Genomic DNA, 21,554 nt, shown 5'->3' with positions numbered 1-21,554 from the left:
TATGGGGAGGTTTTATTATGAATTTAAACTATCCAGAACTGTACTATAGAATTTATCCAAAAGTAATAGATACGGTAAATAGACATTTAGAAGACAAGGAATCCATGGAAGATATAACAGATAAGGACATGGAAAAAATGGTAGATGAGGTATACCAAAAGATGGCAATGGAGTGCCAAGAAATAGACGATGACCCTGCAGAAAGAAGGAGTAGAAGTTCCCGATATAGGGCTATGCAAAGACCTTTTTACGGTAGGCGAAGATTGGTACGGGATATAATTTCCATAATATTGTTATCAGAATTATTACGAAGAACTAACCCCTATAGCTATGGACCAGGTTATCATGCACCGTGGTACTAGTCATTACTTCTACAACATACTTTGTAACGGATTTGTAACAATTTATTCATAACTTTGTAGTGAATAATTTTTTGTTCTATAGTATCCTATATATAGGGTATAAAGACAATATAATAGCTATAAAGATGATTTTGGACAAGGGGTGACATAAATGACTAGGGCACAAGTTTTAAAAATTAAGAAAAGAAGACAAAGAAAAAGATTTTTTATCGCATTTTTAGTAGTATTTGGATTGTTTTTTGTTGGAACTTCCATCAAATTCAGTCAAAAAACTGCCTCAGATGTAGTAGAAGCTGGAGATCTATCGGAAAGTATACTTTTAATGTCCGAAAAGTCTGCCATAAACATGGCATTTGAACATGAAAAGGTATTAATGGAAGAGGAAAGATTAGAAAAAGCTCGTATTGAATATCAACAGAAAAAACAAATTGAAGAAGAACAAAAACAACAAGAGATGAATAAGAAAATAGCCTATTTGACTTTTGATGATGGGCCTTCTAAAATCACCCCAGAGATATTAGATGTATTAAAGAATTACGATGTTAAGGCGACCTTTTTTGTCATAGGCAACTTAGCAGAACAAAACTCGGATACCATAAGGAGAATGTACGAAGAAGGTCATGCCATAGGGAATCATAGTTATTCCCATAGGTACAAAACTATATATAAAAACACTACCAACTTTCTGAACGAACTAAAGACTACAGAAAAGGTACTGAAGAATATATTAGGTGAAGAATTTGAAACGAAGATAATCAGATTTCCAGGAGGTTCCTTTGGAAATAAAAAAGCAGCTTTTAGAAAGGCAGTAGTAAACAATGGATATAGCTACTATGACTGGAATGCATTAAATGGTGATGCAGAAGGGCATAATATTCCAAAGAACAAGTTAGTTCAAAGGCTAAAAAACACCTCTAATGGGCAAAAGAAACTTATTGTTCTCATGCATGATATGGGAGCAAAAAAGACTACAGTAGCTGCATTACCAGAAATTATAGAATACTTACAACAAAGTGGCTATGAATTTGATGTTCTAAAATAATTGCTGTTATCCCTAACAGCAATTATTTTTAATAATTTTATTGGAGGTACATTGTATGACGATAAACAATAAAATCCTCATAGTAGAGGATGAAGAACATATAAGAAAATTTGTTAGAATAAATTTAGAAAGGAATGGATTTGTAGTTCTAGAGGCAGATACTGGAGAAAAAGGGATCGATATTGCGAGAACTGAATCCATAGATGTAGTAGTACTGGATATTATGTTACCAGGAATTGATGGATTTGAGGTATGTAAAATATTACGGCAAGAGTTACCAAGGATAGGAATAATAATGCTAACAGCCAAATCCCAAGATATAGACAAGATTATGGGCCTTGAATACGGTACCGATGATTATATGGTAAAACCATTCAATCCAATGGAATTAGTTCTAAGGGTTAAATCATTAATTAGAAGGATGGAGTTAACAACAGAAGGTGATTTAGACACAATAACAGACCCTCCTTTTAGAATCGATACATATTCCCGAAGATTTTTTAAAGACCAGAAAGAGGTAGAATTAACCCCTACAGAATACTCAATAATAAAACTCTTTATAGAGAATCCAGGCAAGGCCTTTAATAGGGATGAGATATTAAATCTAGTATGGGGATATGACTTTGTAGGAGATTCAAAAATAGTAGATGTAAACATTCGAAGGCTAAGGTCTAAAGTAGAGAAAGACCCTAGCAATCCCTACTACATTGAAACCGTCTGGGGAGTAGGATATAGATGGAGGGATAAAGAATGAACTTTAGGAGGAAGCTATGAGAACTAGTATAAAACAAAGGTTAGTAGGGAATTTTATGTTAGTTATTGTAATTACCGTATTGATATTGGAGACCTTTTTAGTAAATGCCGTAAAGCAGTACTATTATAAAAGCGTAGAAGAGATACTTTCCAATCAGATAATGTTTTCAGCGGATTTTTATTCTAGATATTTTTCCTCAACGGATTTAGAAGATATCATAATAGATGATGTAGATGTATTTTGGCATCAAACAACAGCCCAGGTGCAAATACTGGACTTAAAAGGTAAAGTCCTAATGGATTCCATAGGAGCATCCTCCTTAGACTCTATGATAAACACTAGCGATGTATTAAAAGCCATGGAAGGTGAAAAAGGAACTTGGATAGGCAATGTAGATTACTCCTCATTCCAAGTAATGGCAGTATCCAATCCTTTGATAGTAGAGGGAGAAACCGTAGGAGTATTAAGGTTCATATCCTCCTTAAAGGAGACCAATAGGATAATTAGAAATATTGCTATGATATTGTTGCTGGTAGGAGCTATAGTAGTAGCAATCTCTGGAATGGTAAGCCTTTTCCTTGCCGATACCATAGTTAAGCCATTAAAAGAAGTAACAGATGTAGCAGAAAAAATGGCAGATGGACAACTGAAAATTAGATCTGAAAAGAAATTTGATGATGAAATAGGAAGGCTTTCTGACACCCTAAACTATATGGCAGAGGAATTGATCAAAAAAGAACAGTTAAAAAATGATTTCATATCTTCCATATCTCACGAACTAAGAACCCCCCTAACCTCCATTAAGGGTTGGGCTATTACTCTAAAAGCAGAAGAACTAAATGACAAACAATTATTAGCAGATGGATTAGATATTATAGAAAAGGAAAGCGATAGATTATCCAATATGGTAGAAGAACTACTAGACTTTTCCAGATTTGTCTCTGGCAGAATTACCCTGGAGAAAAGTGAAGTACAAGTATGTGATTCCATAAAGCAGGTAGCAAAACAATTTTCGCCTAGGGCCAAAGATAGAAACATGGTATTTAGTGTTTACTGCCAAGAGGATCTGCCAATTATAATTGCTGATGAAAATAGGATTAAACAGGTTTTGATAAATCTAATGGATAATGCTTTTAAGTTTACTCCCGATGGTGGACAGGTAGAGTTGAAGGCTACTAAATGTGAAAACAATATATTAATCCAGGTAGTAGACACTGGCTGTGGAATTTCAGAAGAGGATCTGCCCTATATTACTGAAAAGTTTTATAAGGGCAAAAATAGCAAATCCCATAGTGGTCTAGGTCTTTCCATATGCGATGAGATCGTAAAACTACACGGTGGGTCCATTAAAATTGATAGCAAGTTAGAGGAAGGCACCAGTATTTCTGTATTCCTTCCAATAGAAGGGAGGAGCTAATATGAGAAAAATCTTATTGATATCTATACTTACAATCTCTTTACTATTACTCACATCCTGTAATATAGGTGAAATTGAAATAAGCGATACTATAGTTGCACCGAAAAATGAATCCTTACCTATCTACGGTAAATGGATAATAGAGGATTATAAAGCCCCTAGCAACGATGAAGAAGATGAAGAAATAATCAAATCCTATTTAGGTAAGGAGGCTATATTTCATGGAGATTTCGTTGCATTAGGAGATGATTACTGTGAAGAGCCTATCTTCAAAACCAAAAATGTCGTTGCATCAGACTATATTTTATATCAATATAAGACAAACCCAGATTTTTTAAACATAGATAAAGACGAGATCCAAATAGTATCCATTATGAGCAAGGATCAATTTTTCTATGAGTTCATAAAGGAATCGGAGGATAGGATCATCGTAAACATTGAGGGCATATTCTTTTATTTAAAACTAGTATCTGAGGAATTGAAAGATGAGGATATAGCTGAATTTTTTTATGAGGAAAAGACCATGTTTAGGATGGATAGTTTAACTGACAGCCAAAGTACTAATTCCTCACTTCTCATAGGGCTTAAATCCCTTGATCTAGATGAGAGATATGAAAAAAAGGAAAAATGGAACTATAGAACCATATTAATAAGAAGTTACGACAAGGAAGTGGTAGGTTTATACGAAATGGAAGATATCTTTTTACCAAGAAAGACTGGTTTCTGGAAGGTAAATGTTCATAGGGAAGAGAATGATGATAAGGTCAATGACAAAATTCTTGCCTATCCATTGAAAAAGAACAAGGATTTAGATAGGCAGGATACAGATAAGACTGATAAAGGGGAAGAAAAAGAAGTAGAAGAAAACACCCTTAAGAATATACTATATGTTGGTAATGATTATATATCTATAGAAAAGGTAAACTATTTGAACAAAGGAGAAAGATTATTGGAGCTATATCTAATAGATAATATAGGCAAAGGCAATCCTATTAAGATATCCGATGTAGCTGGAGAAGCTGGCCAAACTTCATTCTTAGATGAAGGCAACAAGGTGATATTGACTGAGGACAATAAATATAGATATAGTTCCATAGATTTAAGGCCTAATGAGGAGAGCTTTGGTCTATTTAGAAGAAACGGTCATTGGATATACAAGGGTCGAGTGAATTTTATTCAAGATGGAAACTATAGTTACAAAAACTTTAATATACGGGCAATCCCCTCAAAGGAAGTAGTCCACTATGATGAGCTTTCCATACCTTGGAATGCTATTAAATCTAGGGTTCCAGAAGCCATAGATGCTTTCACTTCGCCAGCAGAGGATATAGCGGTTGTTGTAACTCATAATAGCATGATGATCTATCCTATAGATGGAGGGGATATAGGATATGAACCTATAGCAAAGATAAAATTAGAAGCAGCAGAAAAGATAATCATGGCAGAGTGGGCCGTAGGCAGGTACCCAGTCATGTGGGAAGAGGAGTTTCTAAGAAATGAAGCAATCCCCATTGAAGATTTGAAGTAATTATATCAACTTCTTAATGAAATTCATGCTATAATATAATAAAAGTAAGGATAAAGGGGTGTTACCACTGCTACTAATACTTTTCCAAAACTTAATTAGCCGTGTAGGATTGATTATGCTACTAGCGTTCATTATGACTCGAGTAAAATTCTTTAGAAAGTTGGTAGTAAAACAGAATATCAATGTAAAGGATAAGATAATATTGTCCATTATATTTGGCATCTATGGCATCATAGGTACCTATACAGGCATCCCTATAAGGGGTGCCATTGCTAATGCACGGGTAATTGGTGTATTCGTTGGCGGTCTATTAGGAGGTCCTGTAGTTGGAACCTTATCAGGGCTCATAGCTGGAGGCCATAGATTTTTAATTGATATAGGTGGTTTCACTGCAATTTCCTGTGGCCTTTCAACCTTTGTTGAAGGAATTATGTCCGGTTTTTTAAAGAAAAAAATAGATAGATCCGACAATAAATTTACTTTTGCTTTTATAGCTGGAATCATAGCAGAAGTATTGCAGATGATAATCATACTAATCTTTTCTAAACCCTTTTCAGAAGCTTGGGAATTGGTCAAAATAATAGGGATACCAATGATAAATGCTAATGGATTAGGTATAGCCGTATGCATATCCATAATCTATGGTATTTTTAAAGATATAGAAACGGCAGAAGCCTATCAAGCTCAATTAGCCTTAAAGATTGCTAACAGGACTTTGATATATTTTAGAAAGGGTTTAAACGAAACAACTGCCAATGAAGTAGCTAATATTATAAAGGATATGACTGATTTTAAGGCTATAGCCCTTACGGATTCGGAAAGAATATTGGCCCATGTAGGTATAGGAGAAGATCATCACCTATCAGGTAATCCTATTAGGACTAACTTGACTAAAAAGGTATTAAAAGAAGGTAAATATATTGCTGCCAACAGTAAGGAGGAAATTGGCTGTGATAAAAGGGATTGCAAACTCAAGTCAGCTATAATCATCCCTTTAAAGGAAGGGGATAAAGTAGTAGGTACATTAAAAATGTACAAAGATAAAGAAAATGCCATTAACAAAGTGGAATTTGAATTAGCCTTAGGATTAGGTCATCTATTTTCAACTCAAATCGAACTGAGCAGAATAGACTACCAGTCGGAATTGCTAGCAAAAGCTGAACTAAAAGCACTACAATCTCAAATAAATCCGCATTTTTTATTTAATGCAATAAATACTATAATCTCCCTAACGAGAACTAAACCCGATGAAGCTAGAAGACTATTAATTCACCTTAGTAATTATTTTAGGAATAATCTTCAGGAAAGCGAAAGGGAAGTGACTCTAAATAGGGAAATTGAAACTATCAAATCCTATCTGGAAATTGAAAAAGCAAGATTTGGAGATAAATTGAATATTATATATAATATACCAGAAGGTATAGATTGTTCATTACCACCGCTACTACTTCAACCTATAGTAGAAAATGCAGTTAAGCATGGGATCTTTGAAAAGGTGGAAGGGGGTACTGTAGAGATAATAGCTCTAGATAATGGAAGAGAAACGGAGCTTATAGTAAAAGATAATGGAGTGGGAATGGAGGAGGAACTTTTGAGATCCTTATTTGACGGTAAAGATGATTCCACTAGTATTGGTTTAAAAAATGTCAATCATAGGCTTAAAAACAAATATGGCGAGGATCATGGATTGATAATAGAAAGTAAATTAGGTTGTGGTACAACTGTGAAGATGAAAGTTCCTAAAGAAGTAAGGAGGTTGTAGGATGATTAGAACCATAGTTGTAGATGATGAAACTCCAGCTCGACAGGAGTTAATATATACCCTAGAAAAATTTAATGACATAGAAATTATAGGAGAAGCATCCCATGGAGTGGAAGCTTTAGAATTAAATGAAAAATTAATGCCTGATTTAATTTTCTTAGATATACAGATGCCCATACTAAATGGAATGGATGTAGCAAGAAAGATCCTAGTTAGTCAGCATAAGCCTTATATAGTATTTGTGACAGCTTATGAAAAATATGCCCTAGAAGCCTTTGAGGTAAATGCTATGGATTACATATTAAAGCCAGTTTCAGAAGAACGATTGGAAAAGGCAATGAAAAGGATCATATTTAATATAGGAAAAGGCAATGAGGAATATTTAGTTAAACTAGATAATTTGCTATATGATTTGAGTTCTAAAGATCAACAAACTATTGCTAAAATTTGCGTATACCATGTTGGAAAATTGATTCCGCTAGATCCAAAGGATATAATATATGCTACCATAGAGGGTAAAAATACAATAATTGTAAGTACAAAGGGAAAGTTTCAAGTTAAATATACTTTAAGCGAGCTTTGTGAAAAGTTGGACAAGTATAGCTTTTTTAGAAGTCATAAATCCTTCCTTATCAATTTAGATTATGTAGAGGTCATAGAACCCTGGTTTAATTCTACCTTCAATGTAGTACTAAAAAATTCTGATAAGAAGATACCTGTCAGTAGAAGCCAATCCAAAGCCTTCAAAAAATTGATGAATATAGACTAATCCACATGCATTTCATCCCTATATAATGCATTTCATCCTTAACTTTATGCATCTTATTCCTAAATTCCATTTTATTTTTTATATTAGTATATAATTCTATTAATAGTATAAGGGGGAAAATATGAAATTTACTAAGTATTTGGACATCATAGAAAAAAGGCTAGAGAAAAACTTTGACTTAATGAGGAATTGCAGCATCAATGATTACAAATTTGATCTATTTGCCAAATATAATTCCAGGACCGAAAGATATATACTAACTAAGAAAACCGTCATATATGCTATGGAAAACAATGAATACTGTTTAATAAAGTTTTTCAAAAATCTAGGAGAAGATGATCTCAATACATATATTAACAATCTAATTAAGTCCATAGATACACTGGTAAATCCTACGGATGAACATATGTCTAGTATAATAACAGGGGTAATAGTGCTACAGAAAAAGCCTAGCACATATATTCTAGATGCTATAAAGAAGTTTAAATATCACAAGGGATTTGCCTTTGGATTCAAAGGATGGGCAGATATTCGTTTGATTTTGGTTGCTATGGATGATGAATATATAGTGACAAATAAAAAAGGAAGGGAGGTTAGCAAGGTATATCGCATATAATCTTGCTTTAATAATTTAATGGGAGGGATTAAATAATGAATTCATTATGGCTAATGATAGGTAGCATTATAATATTCATTATTGCCTATGCTACTTATGGTTCATGGCTAGCCAAAAAGTGGGGAGTAGACCCAACAAGAAAAACCCCCGCTCATGAAATAAACGATGGTGTAGACTATGTACCAACCAGTTCTGCAGTATTACTAGGTCATCATTTTTCTTCCATAGCTGGAGCAGGACCAATTAATGGGCCTATCCAAGCAGCCATATTTGGTTGGGTACCGGTACTATTGTGGATAGTAATAGGTAGTATTTTCTTCGGGGGAGTTCATGATTATGGTTCCTTATTTGTTTCTATTCGTCATAAGGGAAAATCTATAGGAGAAGTAATCAACGATACTATGGGTAAAAAGGGCAAGCAGTTATTTTCAATATTTGCATGGCTTACCCTTTTATTGATAGTAGCAGCTTTTACAAATATAGTTGCTTCTACCTTTGCAGCCACACCACAAGCAGCAACGTCATCATTGCTATTTATAGTATTAGCTATTGGATTTGGATTTGCAGTGTATAGAAAAGGGGTATCTTTGAAGGTAGGTACAGTATTTGGTGTAATTCTATTATTCATATGTGTCTGGCTGGGAACTGTATTTCCTATTCAATTAAGTGTAAACACATGGATATTCATATTAGCTATTTATATTTTTATAGCGTCTACAGCTCCAGTATGGATATTGTTACAACCTAGGGATTATCTGAACTCTTTCCTATTATATGCTATGATGGCTGGAGCTATATTGGGGCTTGTAATCTATCAACCAGAGATTAAACTGGAAGCCGTAACATCCTTTAAGGTAAATGGACAATATCTATTCCCTATGTTATTTGTTACCGTAGCCTGTGGAGCTATATCTGGATTTCATTCCTTAGTAGGCTCAGGTACTACATCCAAACAGTTAGACAATGAAGCAGATGCAAAAAAAATAGGCTATGGTGGTATGCTTATAGAAGGGGCTTTAGCAGTTGTAGCTTTAATTACTGCCGCTTACTTAACCCAAGGTGAATTATCAGAGCTATTAGAAGGTGGACCTGTAAATGTATTTGCTAATGGGGTAGGCATATTCATGTCCAAGTTTGGAATACCCTTTGAGGCTGGGAAAACCTTTGTGGCCTTGGCTGTATCAGCCTTTGCATTGACTAGTCTTGATACAGCTACTAGGCTTGGTAGATTTATATTCCAGGAATATTTTGAAGATCCTGAAAAAGAGACTAAATCTCCATTGACCAATATGTATGTATCAACGGCCATTACAGTAATCATAGGTTCTATACTTGCAGCTGGTGGATATGCAGCAATTTGGCCAATATTTGGCTCTGCAAATCAATTGTTGTCAGCTTTGGCATTGATGGCTATAGCCTTATGGTTGAAGAAAGCCGACAAGAGTTTCAATATGATAACTATACCTATGATATTCATGTTAATAGTAACTTTGACTGCATTGGTATTTTTGATTGTAAACAATGTTAAATCTTCAAACTATATACTAGTAGTATTTCCAATATTGTTATTCGTATTTGCCATAGTATTAGCTGTTGAAGGATATAGGATTCTTTTCAAAGGGGACACTAAAAAGATAAGTCAGGTAAAATAAGTTATATTTGATAAAAATGAGTTGGACTATCCAACTCATTTTTTTTACCTTTCTTAACACAAAAAAAACAGCTATAATATATCTAAGGGAGGAGAAAACTTTGAAAAAGAATTACATAATGGCCTTTGATCAGGGAACTACCAGTTCAAGGGCAATAATATTCGATCACGATGGTAAAATAGTAAAGATTGCTCAAAACGAATTCACTCAGTATTATCCAAAACCCGGCTGGGTAGAACAGGATCCTATGGAAATATGGGGGACTCAATCGGGAGTTGCTAGAGAAGTCTTAGAGACGGCAGGTATCAGGCCAGGAGAAATTGCAGCCATAGGTATCACAAATCAAAGGGAGACTACTGTTGTATGGGATAAAAAGACTGGTAGACCAATATACAATGCTATAGTATGGCAATGTAGACGTACAGCAGCTATATGCGATGAACTAAAAGCTAAGGGTTTGGAGGAATATATAAGGGAGAATACTGGTTTAGTAATAGACGCCTACTTTTCAGGCACTAAAATCAAATGGATATTGGATAATGTCGAAGGGGCTAGGGATAAAGCAGAAAGAGGGGAATTGCTGTTTGGCAATATAGACACCTGGCTAATATGGAATCTAACCAGAGGCAAGGTCCATGTGACGGATTATAGCAATGCCTCTAGAACCATGATATACAATATAAAGGATCTAAAATGGGACGAAAGATTATTAGAAGAATTAGACATACCTATTTCCATGTTGCCAGAAGTTAGGCCCTCCAGCGAAATATATGGAGTGACAGACCCCCATACCTTTGGTGGAGCTAAAATACCCATAGCAGGCATAGCAGGAGATCAGCAAGCAGCTTTATTTGGACAAGCTTGTTTTCAACCAGGCATGGCAAAGAACACCTATGGTACTGGTTGCTTTATGTTGATGAATACAGGAGAGGAAAGGGTCAGGTCTAAAAGGGGTTTACTAACTACCATAGCTTGGGGAGTAGATGATAAAGTAGAATATGCCCTGGAAGGTAGTATATTTGTAGGAGGAGCAGTAGTCCAATGGTTGAGGGATGAGATGAAATTAATCCACGATGCCAAGGACAGTGAATACTTTGCTACCAAAGTAGATGACAACAATGGAGTATATCTGGTGCCAGCTTTTGTAGGCCTTGGGGCACCTTACTGGGACATGTATGCTAGGGGCACCATAGTAGGTCTAACAAGAGGAGCCAACAAGAACCATATCATAAGGGCAGCACTGGAATCCATTGCCTATCAGACAAGGGATGTACTAGAGGCTATGGAAGAAGACTCAAGCATAGATCTTAAAACTCTAAGGGTAGATGGTGGTGCAGTAGAAAACAACTTTTTGATGCAGTTTCAGTCTAATATATTAGGAGTACCAGTTCATAGACCAGAAATCATAGAGACGACAGCTTTAGGAGCAGCCTACCTAGCTGGATTAGCAGTAGGTTTTTGGTCAGATAAAGAGGACATAACTAAAAGGTGGCAAGTAGATAGAATATTTGAAACAAATATGGAAAAGGAAGAACAAAACCAGCTATACAATGGTTGGAAAAAGGCAGTGACTAGAGCCCTTAAATGGGAAGAAGAGTAATCTGTAAGGCTCTTTATTCTCTATACCATAAACTTTTATTATTGGTAGACACGGCTACAGCACCAGCCTTTAGACTTTCCGCCACATCTTCCATTTCCATGATCAAACCACTGGTGATAATGGGAATGTTTGTCTCCGCATAGATTTTATTTGTAATCTTTGGCATAATACCAGGGAATATTTCTACAGCATGGGGTCTAGTGCTATTTATAGATTGGATGCCTTTTTCTAGAGAAATAGAGTCTAGAATAAATAATCTTAAAATGGTAAAGGCCCCTAAATCTTTACTAAGCCACACTAAGTTTTCCTTGGTAGTTATAATCCCATGGGGATAGATGTTTTTAACAATATATTCTAGTCCCCAAGTATCTTTGGAAAAGCCATCTATTAAATCAATGTCTATATATAGGCCCTTATCTTTAGCTTTGACCCTGTGGGCTATCTCCTTTAGATTAAAAATATTTCCAGTAAGCAAAAACATGCTCTCACAAGGAGAAGCTAAAGCCTCATCTAAAAGGTTTAACTCATTAATAGCTGCAATAATAGGATTTTCATTAACTCTTTCAAAAAAGTTGGACAAAAAATCACCTCAAAACACATGTCAAATTATTACTATAATCTTATCATATTAATTTAATAGGGTAAAGAAGGAATATTTCACGCAAATATAATTAAACTATACTGTAATAGTTTTTTGGAGGTGTGAAATTGAATAAGGATAAATTTTCAATATTTATGGCTCATTTGGCCACCTTGTTGGCATTAGAATCCTATAATCCAGACCTAGCAGAACAAAGTATAAAAGCAGAAGAGGATTGCATAGAAGCAGAAGTCCATAAAACTCAAGTAGATGAAGAGGATAATATGGATATACCTGAAAAGTCTAGCTCAGTAGCTAATCTTCCTTGGGAAAAGGATGAAAAGTTTTTAAAAGCTCAAGAAGAGAACAATGCCCATACATTGATGGCTGCCTTTTGTTCAGTACTCATAGATCCTTTACCTGGCGAAGAATATAATGTTCAATTAGCAGCTAAATCCTTATCAGGGATAGTAGTTCAACCGGGAGAAGTATTTTCCCAAAACCAAAATATAGGCCCTTACACAGAGGCTAGAGGGTATAAAAAAGGCGCATCTTATGCAGGAGCTAATATAGTTCAAACGGAAGGCGGAGGAGTATGTAAAATCGCTTCTACCTTATATAATGTAGCCATACTAAGCGACCTAGATATAGTTGAAAGACATAATCATACCATGCCTGTGAATTATGTACCCTATGGCCAAGATGCAACCGTCGCCTATGGATCTAAGGATTTTAAATTCAAAAACGATAGGGAATATCCCATTCTAATATGGGGAGAAATCGTTGAGAATAGGTTATATATAGGATTTTACGGAAGAGAGGAACCCCCTGAAGTAAAATGGCACCACAATGTGACAAATATAGTAGAGGCACCTAAATATTATAAGGATAATCCAAACCTAAATATAGGAGAGGAGAAGATTATCATCCAGGGAATTGATGGAGCAACTGCAGAGTCTTGGTTAACAATCAAATACCAAGATGGTACCATTAAAACTAAAAAATTAGGAGTTAGTAGATATTTGCCCTTGCCTCATATAATTGAAATAAATAGATAAAGACATCTCCTTTCTACTCCCTGGACTCTAGAAAGGAGATATCTTTATGTTTTAAATATTGACTATAGTCGAGCTATGGAAGGAATCATCAAATAGATCATATCTTTTTATTGCAGTATCCACAATCTTCAGTATTAAACCTTCATAGCCTAAATCAGTGACTTGGGCCATTCTATATAATGCAGATTTACCTTTCAGGAGGCCTGGCAAGGAATTGATCTCCAGCACATAGGGTATACCGTCTTTTAATATAATATCCACTCTACCGTAATCCCTTAAGGATAGGGCTTTATAAGCTTTAATAGCAGTAGACTCTATCAATTCTTTTTCCTCCTGAGTCAGTGGGGCAGGTATATGATAGAGGGTCTTATCCTTGTAGTAAGCTTTTACTTCGAAGCTATAGAATTTAGCTAAATCCTCAGGTAATTGGGAAAGATCTACTTCTTGTATAGGTAGTAGGCTTATATTTTCACCATTGCCTATTACCCCTACAGAAAACTCCCTACCTTCTACATACTGGTTTAGCATAATAGGAGGATTATATATATCTAACTCCTCTTCTACCTTATTTGTTAAGGTTTCCATGTCGAAAACAAGGCTATCCTGGTGAATACCCCTACTTGAACCTTCGTCATTTGGTTTTATTAATACAGGAAAATCGATATCTAAGCTATTTAAATCATCTACATTATAGATTGAAATGAAATCTGGCGTTGGTATGCCGCGAGCTCTAAAAATTTTAGAAGAGTAAATCTTATTTATGGCAAGGGTGTGACCTAAAATAGAAGAACCAGTATAAGGAATATTAGCAAATTCTAATAGTGCAGGAAGTTGGGCTAATTTGCTATCACCCCTTATGCCATTACATAGATTGAACACCAAATCTACGTTTTCAGCTTTTAGCTGATTGATAATGCTATCGTCTGCCACTAAGGCAATACAGTTGTACTTTTTTGACAGTATTTTTTGTACTTCTTCTACTGTCTTTTTCTTTTGTTCATCTTCCTTAAAGCCTTCTTCCGATGGCAAAAAATCCATCCTGGACTTATCTGTTACAATAGCTATTTTCAATAAACATTCCCCCTTTGACATACTTTGACCTTTATCTACCTAAGGAATACCCTAATTTAGCCCTTTGGTCAAGCTTTATTTTGGGTTTCAATTAGTTTCAATTTTTTATCACGACTCATCTGTTTTATGTTCCATTCCCGTCTCTGGGCGGAAATTTTGTCATCATAAATTTCTGTATATACTAGCCTAACTGGTAGTCTAGCTCTAGTGTATTTAGAGGCTTTGCCTTCATTATGTACTTTTATCCTTTTGTCTAAATCTATAGTCCACCCAGTATATAGGGTTTTGTCAGCACATTCTAAAATGTATACATAGCACATCTATTTCACCAACTCCCTTAGTATTTTAGAAATACAATCATAAGAATAGCCTTTCCTCTGAAGAAAACCTCCTAATTTCCTATATATAGCATTTTTATCATCATTCTTATAGGAAGGCAATTTTTTCTTTGCAAGGGTTAATGCTCTACTATATTCATCATCATCTTCTTCTAAAACTTCCTCAACTATATTTTCATCAATACCCTTTTTATATAGCTCGTACTTGATTCTGGTAGGACCAAATTTGTTTAAGTTTATCTTGTCTCTCATAAAGGATTTAGCAAACTCCACGTCGTTTACCAATCCATATTCCTCTAAATAGATTAAAGTGTCTTCAATAATATCTTGTTCAAAACCCATTTTCTTTAGCTTGTCTACAATCTCTTTTTTAGATCTCTGTCTGTAGCCCAGATATTTTAAAGCTTGGTCTTTGGCTTTAGATAGCTCTTCTTCTTTCAGTACCCTATCAATATAATACTCGTCTATTTCCATACCTTCTCTTAAATCATATTTATACTGGATTTCCATCATCAACCCAAAGGCAAACTCATGGTCTATATATATATTTACTCTTTCTTTATTGTTTTTTTGTGTTTCAATCCTTGTTATTATCATATTATCACCTATTTACAATTTCATTGATCTTCTAATATAACTTGCAGTTCTTTCTAAAACATTCACTGTAGCCACATCTTCCAATTTAGTATCAAAGGAATGGCCACCTTTTCTATGGACTAAGAAAGTATATTTTATATTATATTTCTTTAAACTTTTAGCAAAATTTACCGATGACCTAAAAGGAACGGTAGTATCCAATTTTCCATGGGCCAACAATGTAGGTATCATATTTTGGCTAACCCAATTAATAGGAGAATAATAATCATATATCTCCTCCTTAGGGACTGGACTTCCCTTTAAAGTCTGTTTGGTTGCAAACTTAGCAAATAAGGATTTATTTTCCGAAACAAATATATCATTTAAATCCGATGGTGAATAGTAGGCAACCACGGCTTTTATACCTTCCATCCTATCTTTATTATCATTATGGGTATAATAAGTGGAGTATAGTAAGGATAGATGACCTCCTGCAGACAATCCCATCAGCACTATATTATCCCTATCTAAGGATAGCTTTTCACTATTATCTCTTACATAATCTAGGGCATCGGTATAATCCGACAGGATATCCTCCATTGTATTTCTATATCCATATCTGTAGTCTATACTTACAACGGCTAAACCTTTAGAGGCTAAGTATTTACACCAGGATACATTGTTCGGCTGATTTCGAAATCCAGAAATCCATCCTCCACCATGACAGAAGAACACCAATGGATGTTTATGATTGTTCTTAGAGGGATACCAGATGTCCAATTTAAGATCTTTATTATCTGCCTGTTTATATACATAGGTTTTACTTTCAAATTCCCTATCCACATCTATTGGCACTTTAGACCTTAAGGTTTTCCAAGTATATATGATAACAGATATTAGAAAATAATAGAAACCTAAGGTAAAGTCTTCAATAGCAAGAAATATGAATATCAAAAATAAGTATATTTTATTTGCGATAAAGTAGGACATCTTTAACTTTTCTTTTAATTTATCCATAAATATACCGCCCTAAATATTATTTTTCCAACGGATTTTCTATAGTTTCTCTAGTTAGCAAAGCTTTTTTCGCTACCTTAGCATTGATATTCAACTTATGAAGTACATATTTGGCCAAGAAATACCCAAAGGGTAACCAGTTTACATGGCTTATAGGTAGCACTTTCCTATTAGCACCATACATCTCCTTATATAGCACCTTCCTGGACTGTATAGGTAATGTAGAATCGAAATAAGCATCGATAAAGGTAACCTTTTTCATATCTAACAGATGGGCATAGGATATTGGGTCTATCTTAAATAGGGGATGAATCTCTTCGTTAGATAAAATTTCATCAAAAGCCATAGTCTTCACCTTTGGGAACTGCTCATCATAAATTTTATATAGTTTATCCCTATCCTTTAGGTGAAAGCTCGTTTCAAACCCCTTATCAAACATTCGCCTAGCAAATACAGTAGCAGGGGATTGGTGCAATATCCTAGGAATATGCCCTCCAGTAGTCATAAACAATAGATGATTTATCCTATCGTCTATAGCACCGATTATGGTAGATATCATTCCCCCTAAGCAATAGCCTACAATAATATTGTTTTCCTTCCAGAAATGCTGTTGCTCCAGTAGATCTATGGTAGTCAATGTATCTATCACCCCATGCTCCCAGAATTGAAACATGATATCCATATCTGGATATAGATAAGATCTACCACTCATAGAGTTATCTTCTACTCTAGTATAGTTACCAGGAAGTATGAGAATACTAGTACTCACCCCTGCATTAGCTAAGTGAGGGCCAAGCCATAGCAAAAACTTAATATTTCTACTACCTAATCCGTGGAGTATTAAGGTGGAAGCACGGACTTCCCCTTTAGGTTGGAAGAAATAAAACTCAACATTATCCGTACCAGGAGCGCAATTCCTATATAAAGATTTATACCTGACATAGCTACATCTATAGTTTTTACCTTTAAATATATACCCAGAAACATAATCTATATATTTTTTTTCATAAGAAAAATTAATAATCATCTGTCTATCCTTTCCAAAAATAATAGTAAACTTATTATATCATAATAGCAGGTATTTAATTTATAAACAATATTATATTGTTGAATAAGGCTTAGCTTTACGATACTATGTAATAGAAAAATAAATATAACAAATATTAAGTTCTATTTTCTGCCCAAAACCTGTCTTTAAAAGGTAAGAATTAGAATAACTATCAATTTCGGTGCCAGGCACCAAAATTGATAGTTATTTGTAACATGTTTGTAATATTTATTTTTCTAGGAAATACCCAATTATATAAAGCATCCATATATGTAGGGGATAGAATACATAGAAGAAATATTTGATATTCTTGCCTCTTTCCCCGTTATACAATAAAATAATAGGCAATGCGAAAACCATCATCCATTGGGGATTTAGTATAAACAAATTTTCATAAGTAAATCCCCCTTGAAGGAAAGTACAGGAGAGGGCTAGATAGGCTGCAGACATCTTAAGCCTGTCTTCTTTTAAATAGTGAAATATCAATACCATAGCAGTACTCATCAATGAGCCCTCTGCAAAGGTAGCAAAAAATAATATCAAAACAATCAGTAAATTGTTCTTAAGCTTATCTTTTCCTTCTTTAAATTTACCCTTGTCAAGGAGGATAAGCAGAGCAATCCCCAAAGCCATAGAAAACAATATATTATTATACAAGGGCAATTCTCTTTTAAACACAAGAAATACCACACTATTACCTATAAACATAATACCCGCCCAAGTAAATAGTCTCCTCATATAATTTAGTCTACTACTAGTATGCTTATATCCTTCCGTCAATAGATAGAAGAAAATCGGTGCTACCAGTCGTCCAGGCCAATGAAGCCAATAGGGGCTATTGGGTATGAACTGGGCAATATGGTCTAAAACCATGAGTACAACCATGCTTATCTTTAAGGTAAAAGCATCAAATATTCTATATTTCATATCCTATCTCCTTTTAAGGGTTTCATTCATTCTTTTTAAATAATATTAAAGTCAAAGCTATAACTATAATAGCAAATCCATAAGCACCTACATAGTTCTTTTTACTGATATTTTTATTTCCATTGGCATCTTCCTTATAGACAAAACTTTCCTTAGGCTTGGACCTTTTACCAATATACTCTAAAGCTAATCTATTTTCAGATAGCTCTACACTATACTCTTCTTCTAATAGCTTATCTAGATCCTTAGAGTTGATATATATTCCAGATTTATATATAATAGGCTCTTTATCTAAGACTATATCCTTCTCCCCTAATTTGGCTTTCCTTTCCCCTATTTTCATATTCAATACTTGGCCTATATGAATACTTCCATCACCTTTATCCTCAATAGGCATTTGTAAATAAGTAAATAGATCCTTTATAGGTAAATAGGTGTTTCCATCTATTTCATAAACGGAAGCTAGAGCCTTTTCATCCTTTTTATCTACTTGTATATAAAATTTAATAGGTTCATCTTCAGATGTTTTGTCAACAAAATAGGATTTAATAGGCTTGCCAGGGCTTACACCGCCTACAATACCATCTTTATCCTTGACAACAACCCCATTTACAATAACATACTCTACACCTACTGAGGGGATAGTAGGATCCTTTACCGTACTTTTATCTATTATTGTATCGGGATTAAATATGGTAATATCTGCATCAGCACCTATTTCAATCCTTCCCTTATTATTCATCTGGGGTGCAGAGGACTCCATTCTTTTAGCAGGTAAATAGGATACTTTCTTTATGGCATCCATAGTAGACAGAACCTTTTTTTCCCTTACATATTTTCCAAACATCCTACTATAGGTTCCTGCGCCACGGGGATGATTGTTTCCAGAAGGCTCGATGATAGTATCACTACCTATCATAATATTTGGGTCCTTCAATGTCATGATCAATTCCTCTTCAGGCATAGATCCATGGGCTGCTACCAATAGATGTTGTGTCCTATACTTATCAAAGGTATCCTCTGTAATTCTAATATCCGTTCCACCAATTTGCAAATCTTCATAGCTGATTCTAAATCTATCTTGCCAGCCAGGTCTAAATCTAGCAGAGTCAATATAAGTAGCCCAAAAATCATAAGGATAAACACAAGCTGTAATATCCAAGCCTTCCTTTCTAGCCTGGTTAACCATCTCAAGAGCTTCTTCCATATGGAAGGTACCCCCAGTACTGTTAATATGCATAATATGGATTGTAGCTCCCGTTTCCATACCATAATCTATTACTTCTTGAATTCCTTCTAAACCTCTTTCTGCATCGGAATATCTTAGATGGTAGAAGGTAGGAACATTGTATTCTTTGGCTAGACTCAATAAGGGTACTACTTCGTTTTTAACTCCAGGTATATATTCAAAACTAAAGGAGATACCTAAAGCACCAGCTTCGATATTCTTGCGAACAGATTCTACCAACTGTTCTATATCCTCTTCTTCTGTCATCTCCACATCAACCCCATAGCCAATAATTGGCCAACGAAGCCTAGTAACAAAGGAAGAAGCTCCAAAGTTAGTCAATACTCCAGCTTTCTCCCAACCCCTATACCATTGTTCTGCATCCTCTGTCCCACCATGCATAGCTAAATTACTAGTAACTCCATCCAATACCTTCAGTTCAATACCAACTGAATTTGGGTCATAGGAAATAAGGTCAATAAAGCCAGGAGAAACTACCAATCCTTTAGCATCTATTTCCTCTTTACCAGATATACCCTCTTGAGTGATCCGAACTATTTTTTCCCCTTGAATCCCTAAGTTGTAACCCGACAGCTCATGATCTGTAGAAGGATTATAAATAGTGCCCCCCTTTATTACCAGATCATAAGGCTCCTCATCAGCCTTTATCTGTAAAGGGGAAAATAGGATTACTACAATCATTAAAATTGCAATTCTATTCACAATATCACATCCCCATCGTCCCTTTTATCACATAATATCACAATTTTATCAATTGTTCTACAAACCTGTGGATACTGAATAAATATGTACTAAGAAAATAAGACTAGTGAAGTTAAAATTGATTAATTATAATTCTATTTGGTATATAATAGAGGAGATAGTCTATCTATAAAGGAGATGATTTTTTGTTAAACTTTAACTATTCTATTCCAACTAAAATCTTTTTTGGAAAGGGCCAGATCGAAGTATTAGGTGAACAGATAAAGGAATACGGCTCCAGAGTTTTAATGACCTATGGTGGTGGAAGTATTAAAAAAAATGGAATATATGATACAGTAGTAGAAATATTGAAGAAAAATGATATAGAGTATTGGGAATTGGGAGGCGTAGACCCTAATCCAAGAATTGATACCGTAAGGGAAGGTATAGATATATGTAAAAAGAACAATGTGGACTTTATACTAGCTGTAGGAGGAGGTAGTACTATAGATTGTTCCAAAGCTATAGCAGCAGGATATTATTATGATGGGGATCCATGGGATTTGGTAATAAAGAAAGCCCCTATTACTAAAGCCTTACCCATAGGCACCATACTCACATTAGCTGCAACCGGGTCTGAGATGGATTCAGGGGCAGTAATTTCAAATTTGGAAACGAAACAAAAATTAGGTTTTGGCCATCCTTCCATGGCACCAAAGTTTTCCATACTAGATCCTAGCTATACCTTTACAGTACCAAAAAATCAAACAGCAGCAGGGGTAGCGGATATAATGAGTCATACCTTTGAAAACTATTTTACTTTAGATGAAGGGGCCTATCTACAGAACAGATTAGCAGAAGCTATACTTAAAACCTGTATTGAATATGGAAGAAAAGCCATGGATGAGCCAGATAATTATGAGGCTAGGGCTAATTTAATGTGGGCATCTTCTCTTGCCATAAATGGACTTTTATCCTATGGGAAGGATACATTTTGGAGTGTCCACGCTATGGAACATGAACTATCAGCCTACTATGATATAACCCATGGTATTGGATTAGCAATCCTAACCCCTCCTTGGATGGATTATGTACTAGATGATGAAAGAGTAGATAAATTTGTAGAATATGGGGTAAATATATGGGGGATAGATAAGAATAAGGATAAATATGATATAGCTAAAGAATCCATAGAAAAAACCTATGAATTTTTCTTATCCTTAGGAATTCCTATGACATTAAGGGAAGTAGGCATAGGAGATGAAAATTTGGAAAAAATGGCCAAGGCAGCAATTAAGCATAAAGGTGGAGTAGTAGGCAATTTTAAACCCCTTTATTATGAAGATATATTAGCTATATATAGAAAAGCGTTGTAGCCTTTAGGTCTGAAATGTTTGCTGAGAAATATTTCAGACCTAATATTATCACAAAAATAAAGTGGATGTGATATACTATAGAATGGATTAAACGCTAATATAGATATATAGACAGTAGGGGGATTGAAATA

General features: G+C 34.9%; 20 protein-coding genes. 12 read left to right on the top strand and 8 right to left on the bottom strand.

Features of this window, described 5'->3' with window-relative positions; translation table 11 throughout:
* Positions 1–17 precede the first annotated feature (17 nt).
* The 10 genes from C3E88_RS00745 to glpK all read left to right on the top strand — a co-directional run bounded on the left by C3E88_RS00745 (position 18) and on the right by glpK (position 11,502).
* Positions 18–362, top strand: a complete 345-nt coding sequence (locus tag C3E88_RS00745; protein ID WP_236908140.1) for a hypothetical protein — start codon at positions 18–20, stop codon at positions 360–362.
* A 151-nt stretch (positions 363–513) separates the two neighbouring features.
* Positions 514–1,404 (top strand): polysaccharide deacetylase family protein, encoded by an 891-nt coding sequence (locus C3E88_RS00740; protein WP_236908139.1) that lies wholly within the window; start codon positions 514–516, stop codon positions 1,402–1,404.
* A gap of 55 nt (positions 1,405–1,459) precedes the next feature.
* Positions 1,460–2,158 carry a response regulator transcription factor gene (locus C3E88_RS00735; protein WP_236908138.1) on the top strand — a complete coding sequence of 233 codons (699 nt, stop codon included), beginning with the start codon at positions 1,460–1,462 and terminating at the stop codon, positions 2,156–2,158.
* A 16-nt stretch (positions 2,159–2,174) separates the two neighbouring features.
* Positions 2,175–3,575, top strand: coding sequence for a sensor histidine kinase (locus C3E88_RS00730; RefSeq protein WP_236908137.1), 1,401 nt, complete (start codon positions 2,175–2,177; stop codon positions 3,573–3,575).
* 1 nt (position 3,576) lies between these two features.
* Positions 3,577–5,103: a hypothetical protein gene (locus tag C3E88_RS00725; protein ID WP_236908136.1), complete on the top strand. Its 1,527-nt coding sequence runs from the start codon at positions 3,577–3,579 to the stop codon at positions 5,101–5,103.
* Between the two features lie 133 nt (positions 5,104–5,236).
* The gene (locus C3E88_RS00720) at positions 5,237–6,865 is read left to right on the top strand and encodes a sensor histidine kinase (RefSeq protein ID WP_236908135.1); all 1,629 of its coding nucleotides are present in this window, start codon (positions 5,237–5,239) and stop codon (positions 6,863–6,865) included.
* 1 nt (position 6,866) lies between these two features.
* Positions 6,867–7,634: a LytR/AlgR family response regulator transcription factor gene (locus tag C3E88_RS00715; protein ID WP_236908134.1), complete on the top strand. Its 768-nt coding sequence runs from the start codon at positions 6,867–6,869 to the stop codon at positions 7,632–7,634.
* 121 nt (positions 7,635–7,755) lie between these two features.
* Positions 7,756–8,250: a hypothetical protein gene (locus C3E88_RS00710; protein WP_236908133.1), complete on the top strand. Its 495-nt coding sequence runs from the start codon at positions 7,756–7,758 to the stop codon at positions 8,248–8,250.
* Positions 8,251–8,285: 35 nt separating this feature from the next.
* Entirely contained in the window at positions 8,286–9,902 is a 1,617-nt protein-coding gene (locus tag C3E88_RS00705) for a carbon starvation CstA family protein (protein ID WP_236908132.1), read from the top strand.
* Positions 9,903–10,020: 118 nt separating this feature from the next.
* The gene (glpK, locus tag C3E88_RS00700) at positions 10,021–11,502 is read left to right on the top strand and encodes a glycerol kinase GlpK (protein ID WP_442870622.1); all 1,482 of its coding nucleotides are present in this window, start codon (positions 10,021–10,023) and stop codon (positions 11,500–11,502) included.
* 13 nt (positions 11,503–11,515) lie between these two features.
* On the opposite strand, the gene C3E88_RS00695 is transcribed toward glpK, so the two are convergent.
* Positions 11,516–12,082, bottom strand: coding sequence for a glycerol-3-phosphate responsive antiterminator (locus C3E88_RS00695; RefSeq protein WP_236908130.1), 567 nt, complete (start codon positions 12,080–12,082; stop codon positions 11,516–11,518).
* Positions 12,083–12,210: 128 nt separating this feature from the next.
* Between C3E88_RS00695 and C3E88_RS00690 the strand changes: the two genes are divergently transcribed.
* The gene (locus C3E88_RS00690) at positions 12,211–13,140 is read left to right on the top strand and encodes a VanW family protein (protein ID WP_236908129.1); all 930 of its coding nucleotides are present in this window, start codon (positions 12,211–12,213) and stop codon (positions 13,138–13,140) included.
* Positions 13,141–13,191: 51 nt separating this feature from the next.
* On the opposite strand, the gene C3E88_RS00685 is transcribed toward C3E88_RS00690, so the two are convergent.
* The 7 genes from C3E88_RS00685 to C3E88_RS00655 form a co-directional block, all read right to left on the bottom strand.
* Positions 13,192–14,211, bottom strand: coding sequence for a D-alanine--D-alanine ligase family protein (locus tag C3E88_RS00685; RefSeq protein ID WP_236908128.1), 1,020 nt, complete (start codon positions 14,209–14,211; stop codon positions 13,192–13,194).
* 68 nt (positions 14,212–14,279) lie between these two features.
* A complete protein-coding gene (locus C3E88_RS00680) occupies positions 14,280–14,531 on the bottom strand; it encodes a GIY-YIG nuclease family protein (protein WP_236908127.1) in 252 nt (83 codons plus the stop codon).
* Positions 14,532–15,146 (bottom strand): RecX family transcriptional regulator, encoded by a 615-nt coding sequence (locus tag C3E88_RS00675; RefSeq protein ID WP_236908126.1) that lies wholly within the window; start codon positions 15,144–15,146, stop codon positions 14,532–14,534. It abuts the gene before it with no gap.
* A 12-nt stretch (positions 15,147–15,158) separates the two neighbouring features.
* Positions 15,159–16,142 carry an alpha/beta hydrolase family protein gene (locus C3E88_RS00670; RefSeq protein ID WP_236908125.1) on the bottom strand — a complete coding sequence of 328 codons (984 nt, stop codon included), beginning with the start codon at positions 16,140–16,142 and terminating at the stop codon, positions 15,159–15,161.
* Between the two features lie 19 nt (positions 16,143–16,161).
* Positions 16,162–17,169 (bottom strand): alpha/beta hydrolase, encoded by a 1,008-nt coding sequence (locus tag C3E88_RS00665; RefSeq protein WP_236908124.1) that lies wholly within the window; start codon positions 17,167–17,169, stop codon positions 16,162–16,164.
* Between the two features lie 249 nt (positions 17,170–17,418).
* The gene (locus C3E88_RS00660; RefSeq protein WP_236908123.1) at positions 17,419–18,117 is read right to left on the bottom strand and encodes a TraX family protein; all 699 of its coding nucleotides are present in this window, start codon (positions 18,115–18,117) and stop codon (positions 17,419–17,421) included.
* A 22-nt stretch (positions 18,118–18,139) separates the two neighbouring features.
* Positions 18,140–20,068 (bottom strand): amidohydrolase family protein, encoded by a 1,929-nt coding sequence (locus tag C3E88_RS00655; RefSeq protein WP_236908122.1) that lies wholly within the window; start codon positions 20,066–20,068, stop codon positions 18,140–18,142.
* Between the two features lie 185 nt (positions 20,069–20,253).
* On the opposite strand from C3E88_RS00655, the gene C3E88_RS00650 reads away from it, so the two are divergent.
* Positions 20,254–21,423, top strand: a complete 1,170-nt coding sequence (locus C3E88_RS00650; RefSeq protein WP_236908121.1) for an iron-containing alcohol dehydrogenase — start codon at positions 20,254–20,256, stop codon at positions 21,421–21,423.
* The last annotated feature ends 131 nt before the right edge of the window (positions 21,424–21,554 follow it).

Source organism: Clostridium sp. Cult3 (assembly GCF_021655115.1).
Lineage (GTDB): Bacteria > Bacillota > Clostridia > Tissierellales > Tepidimicrobiaceae > PPXY01.
Note: the sequence above shows the minus strand (reverse complement) of the source record. Positions and strands in the feature narration are given on the sequence as shown.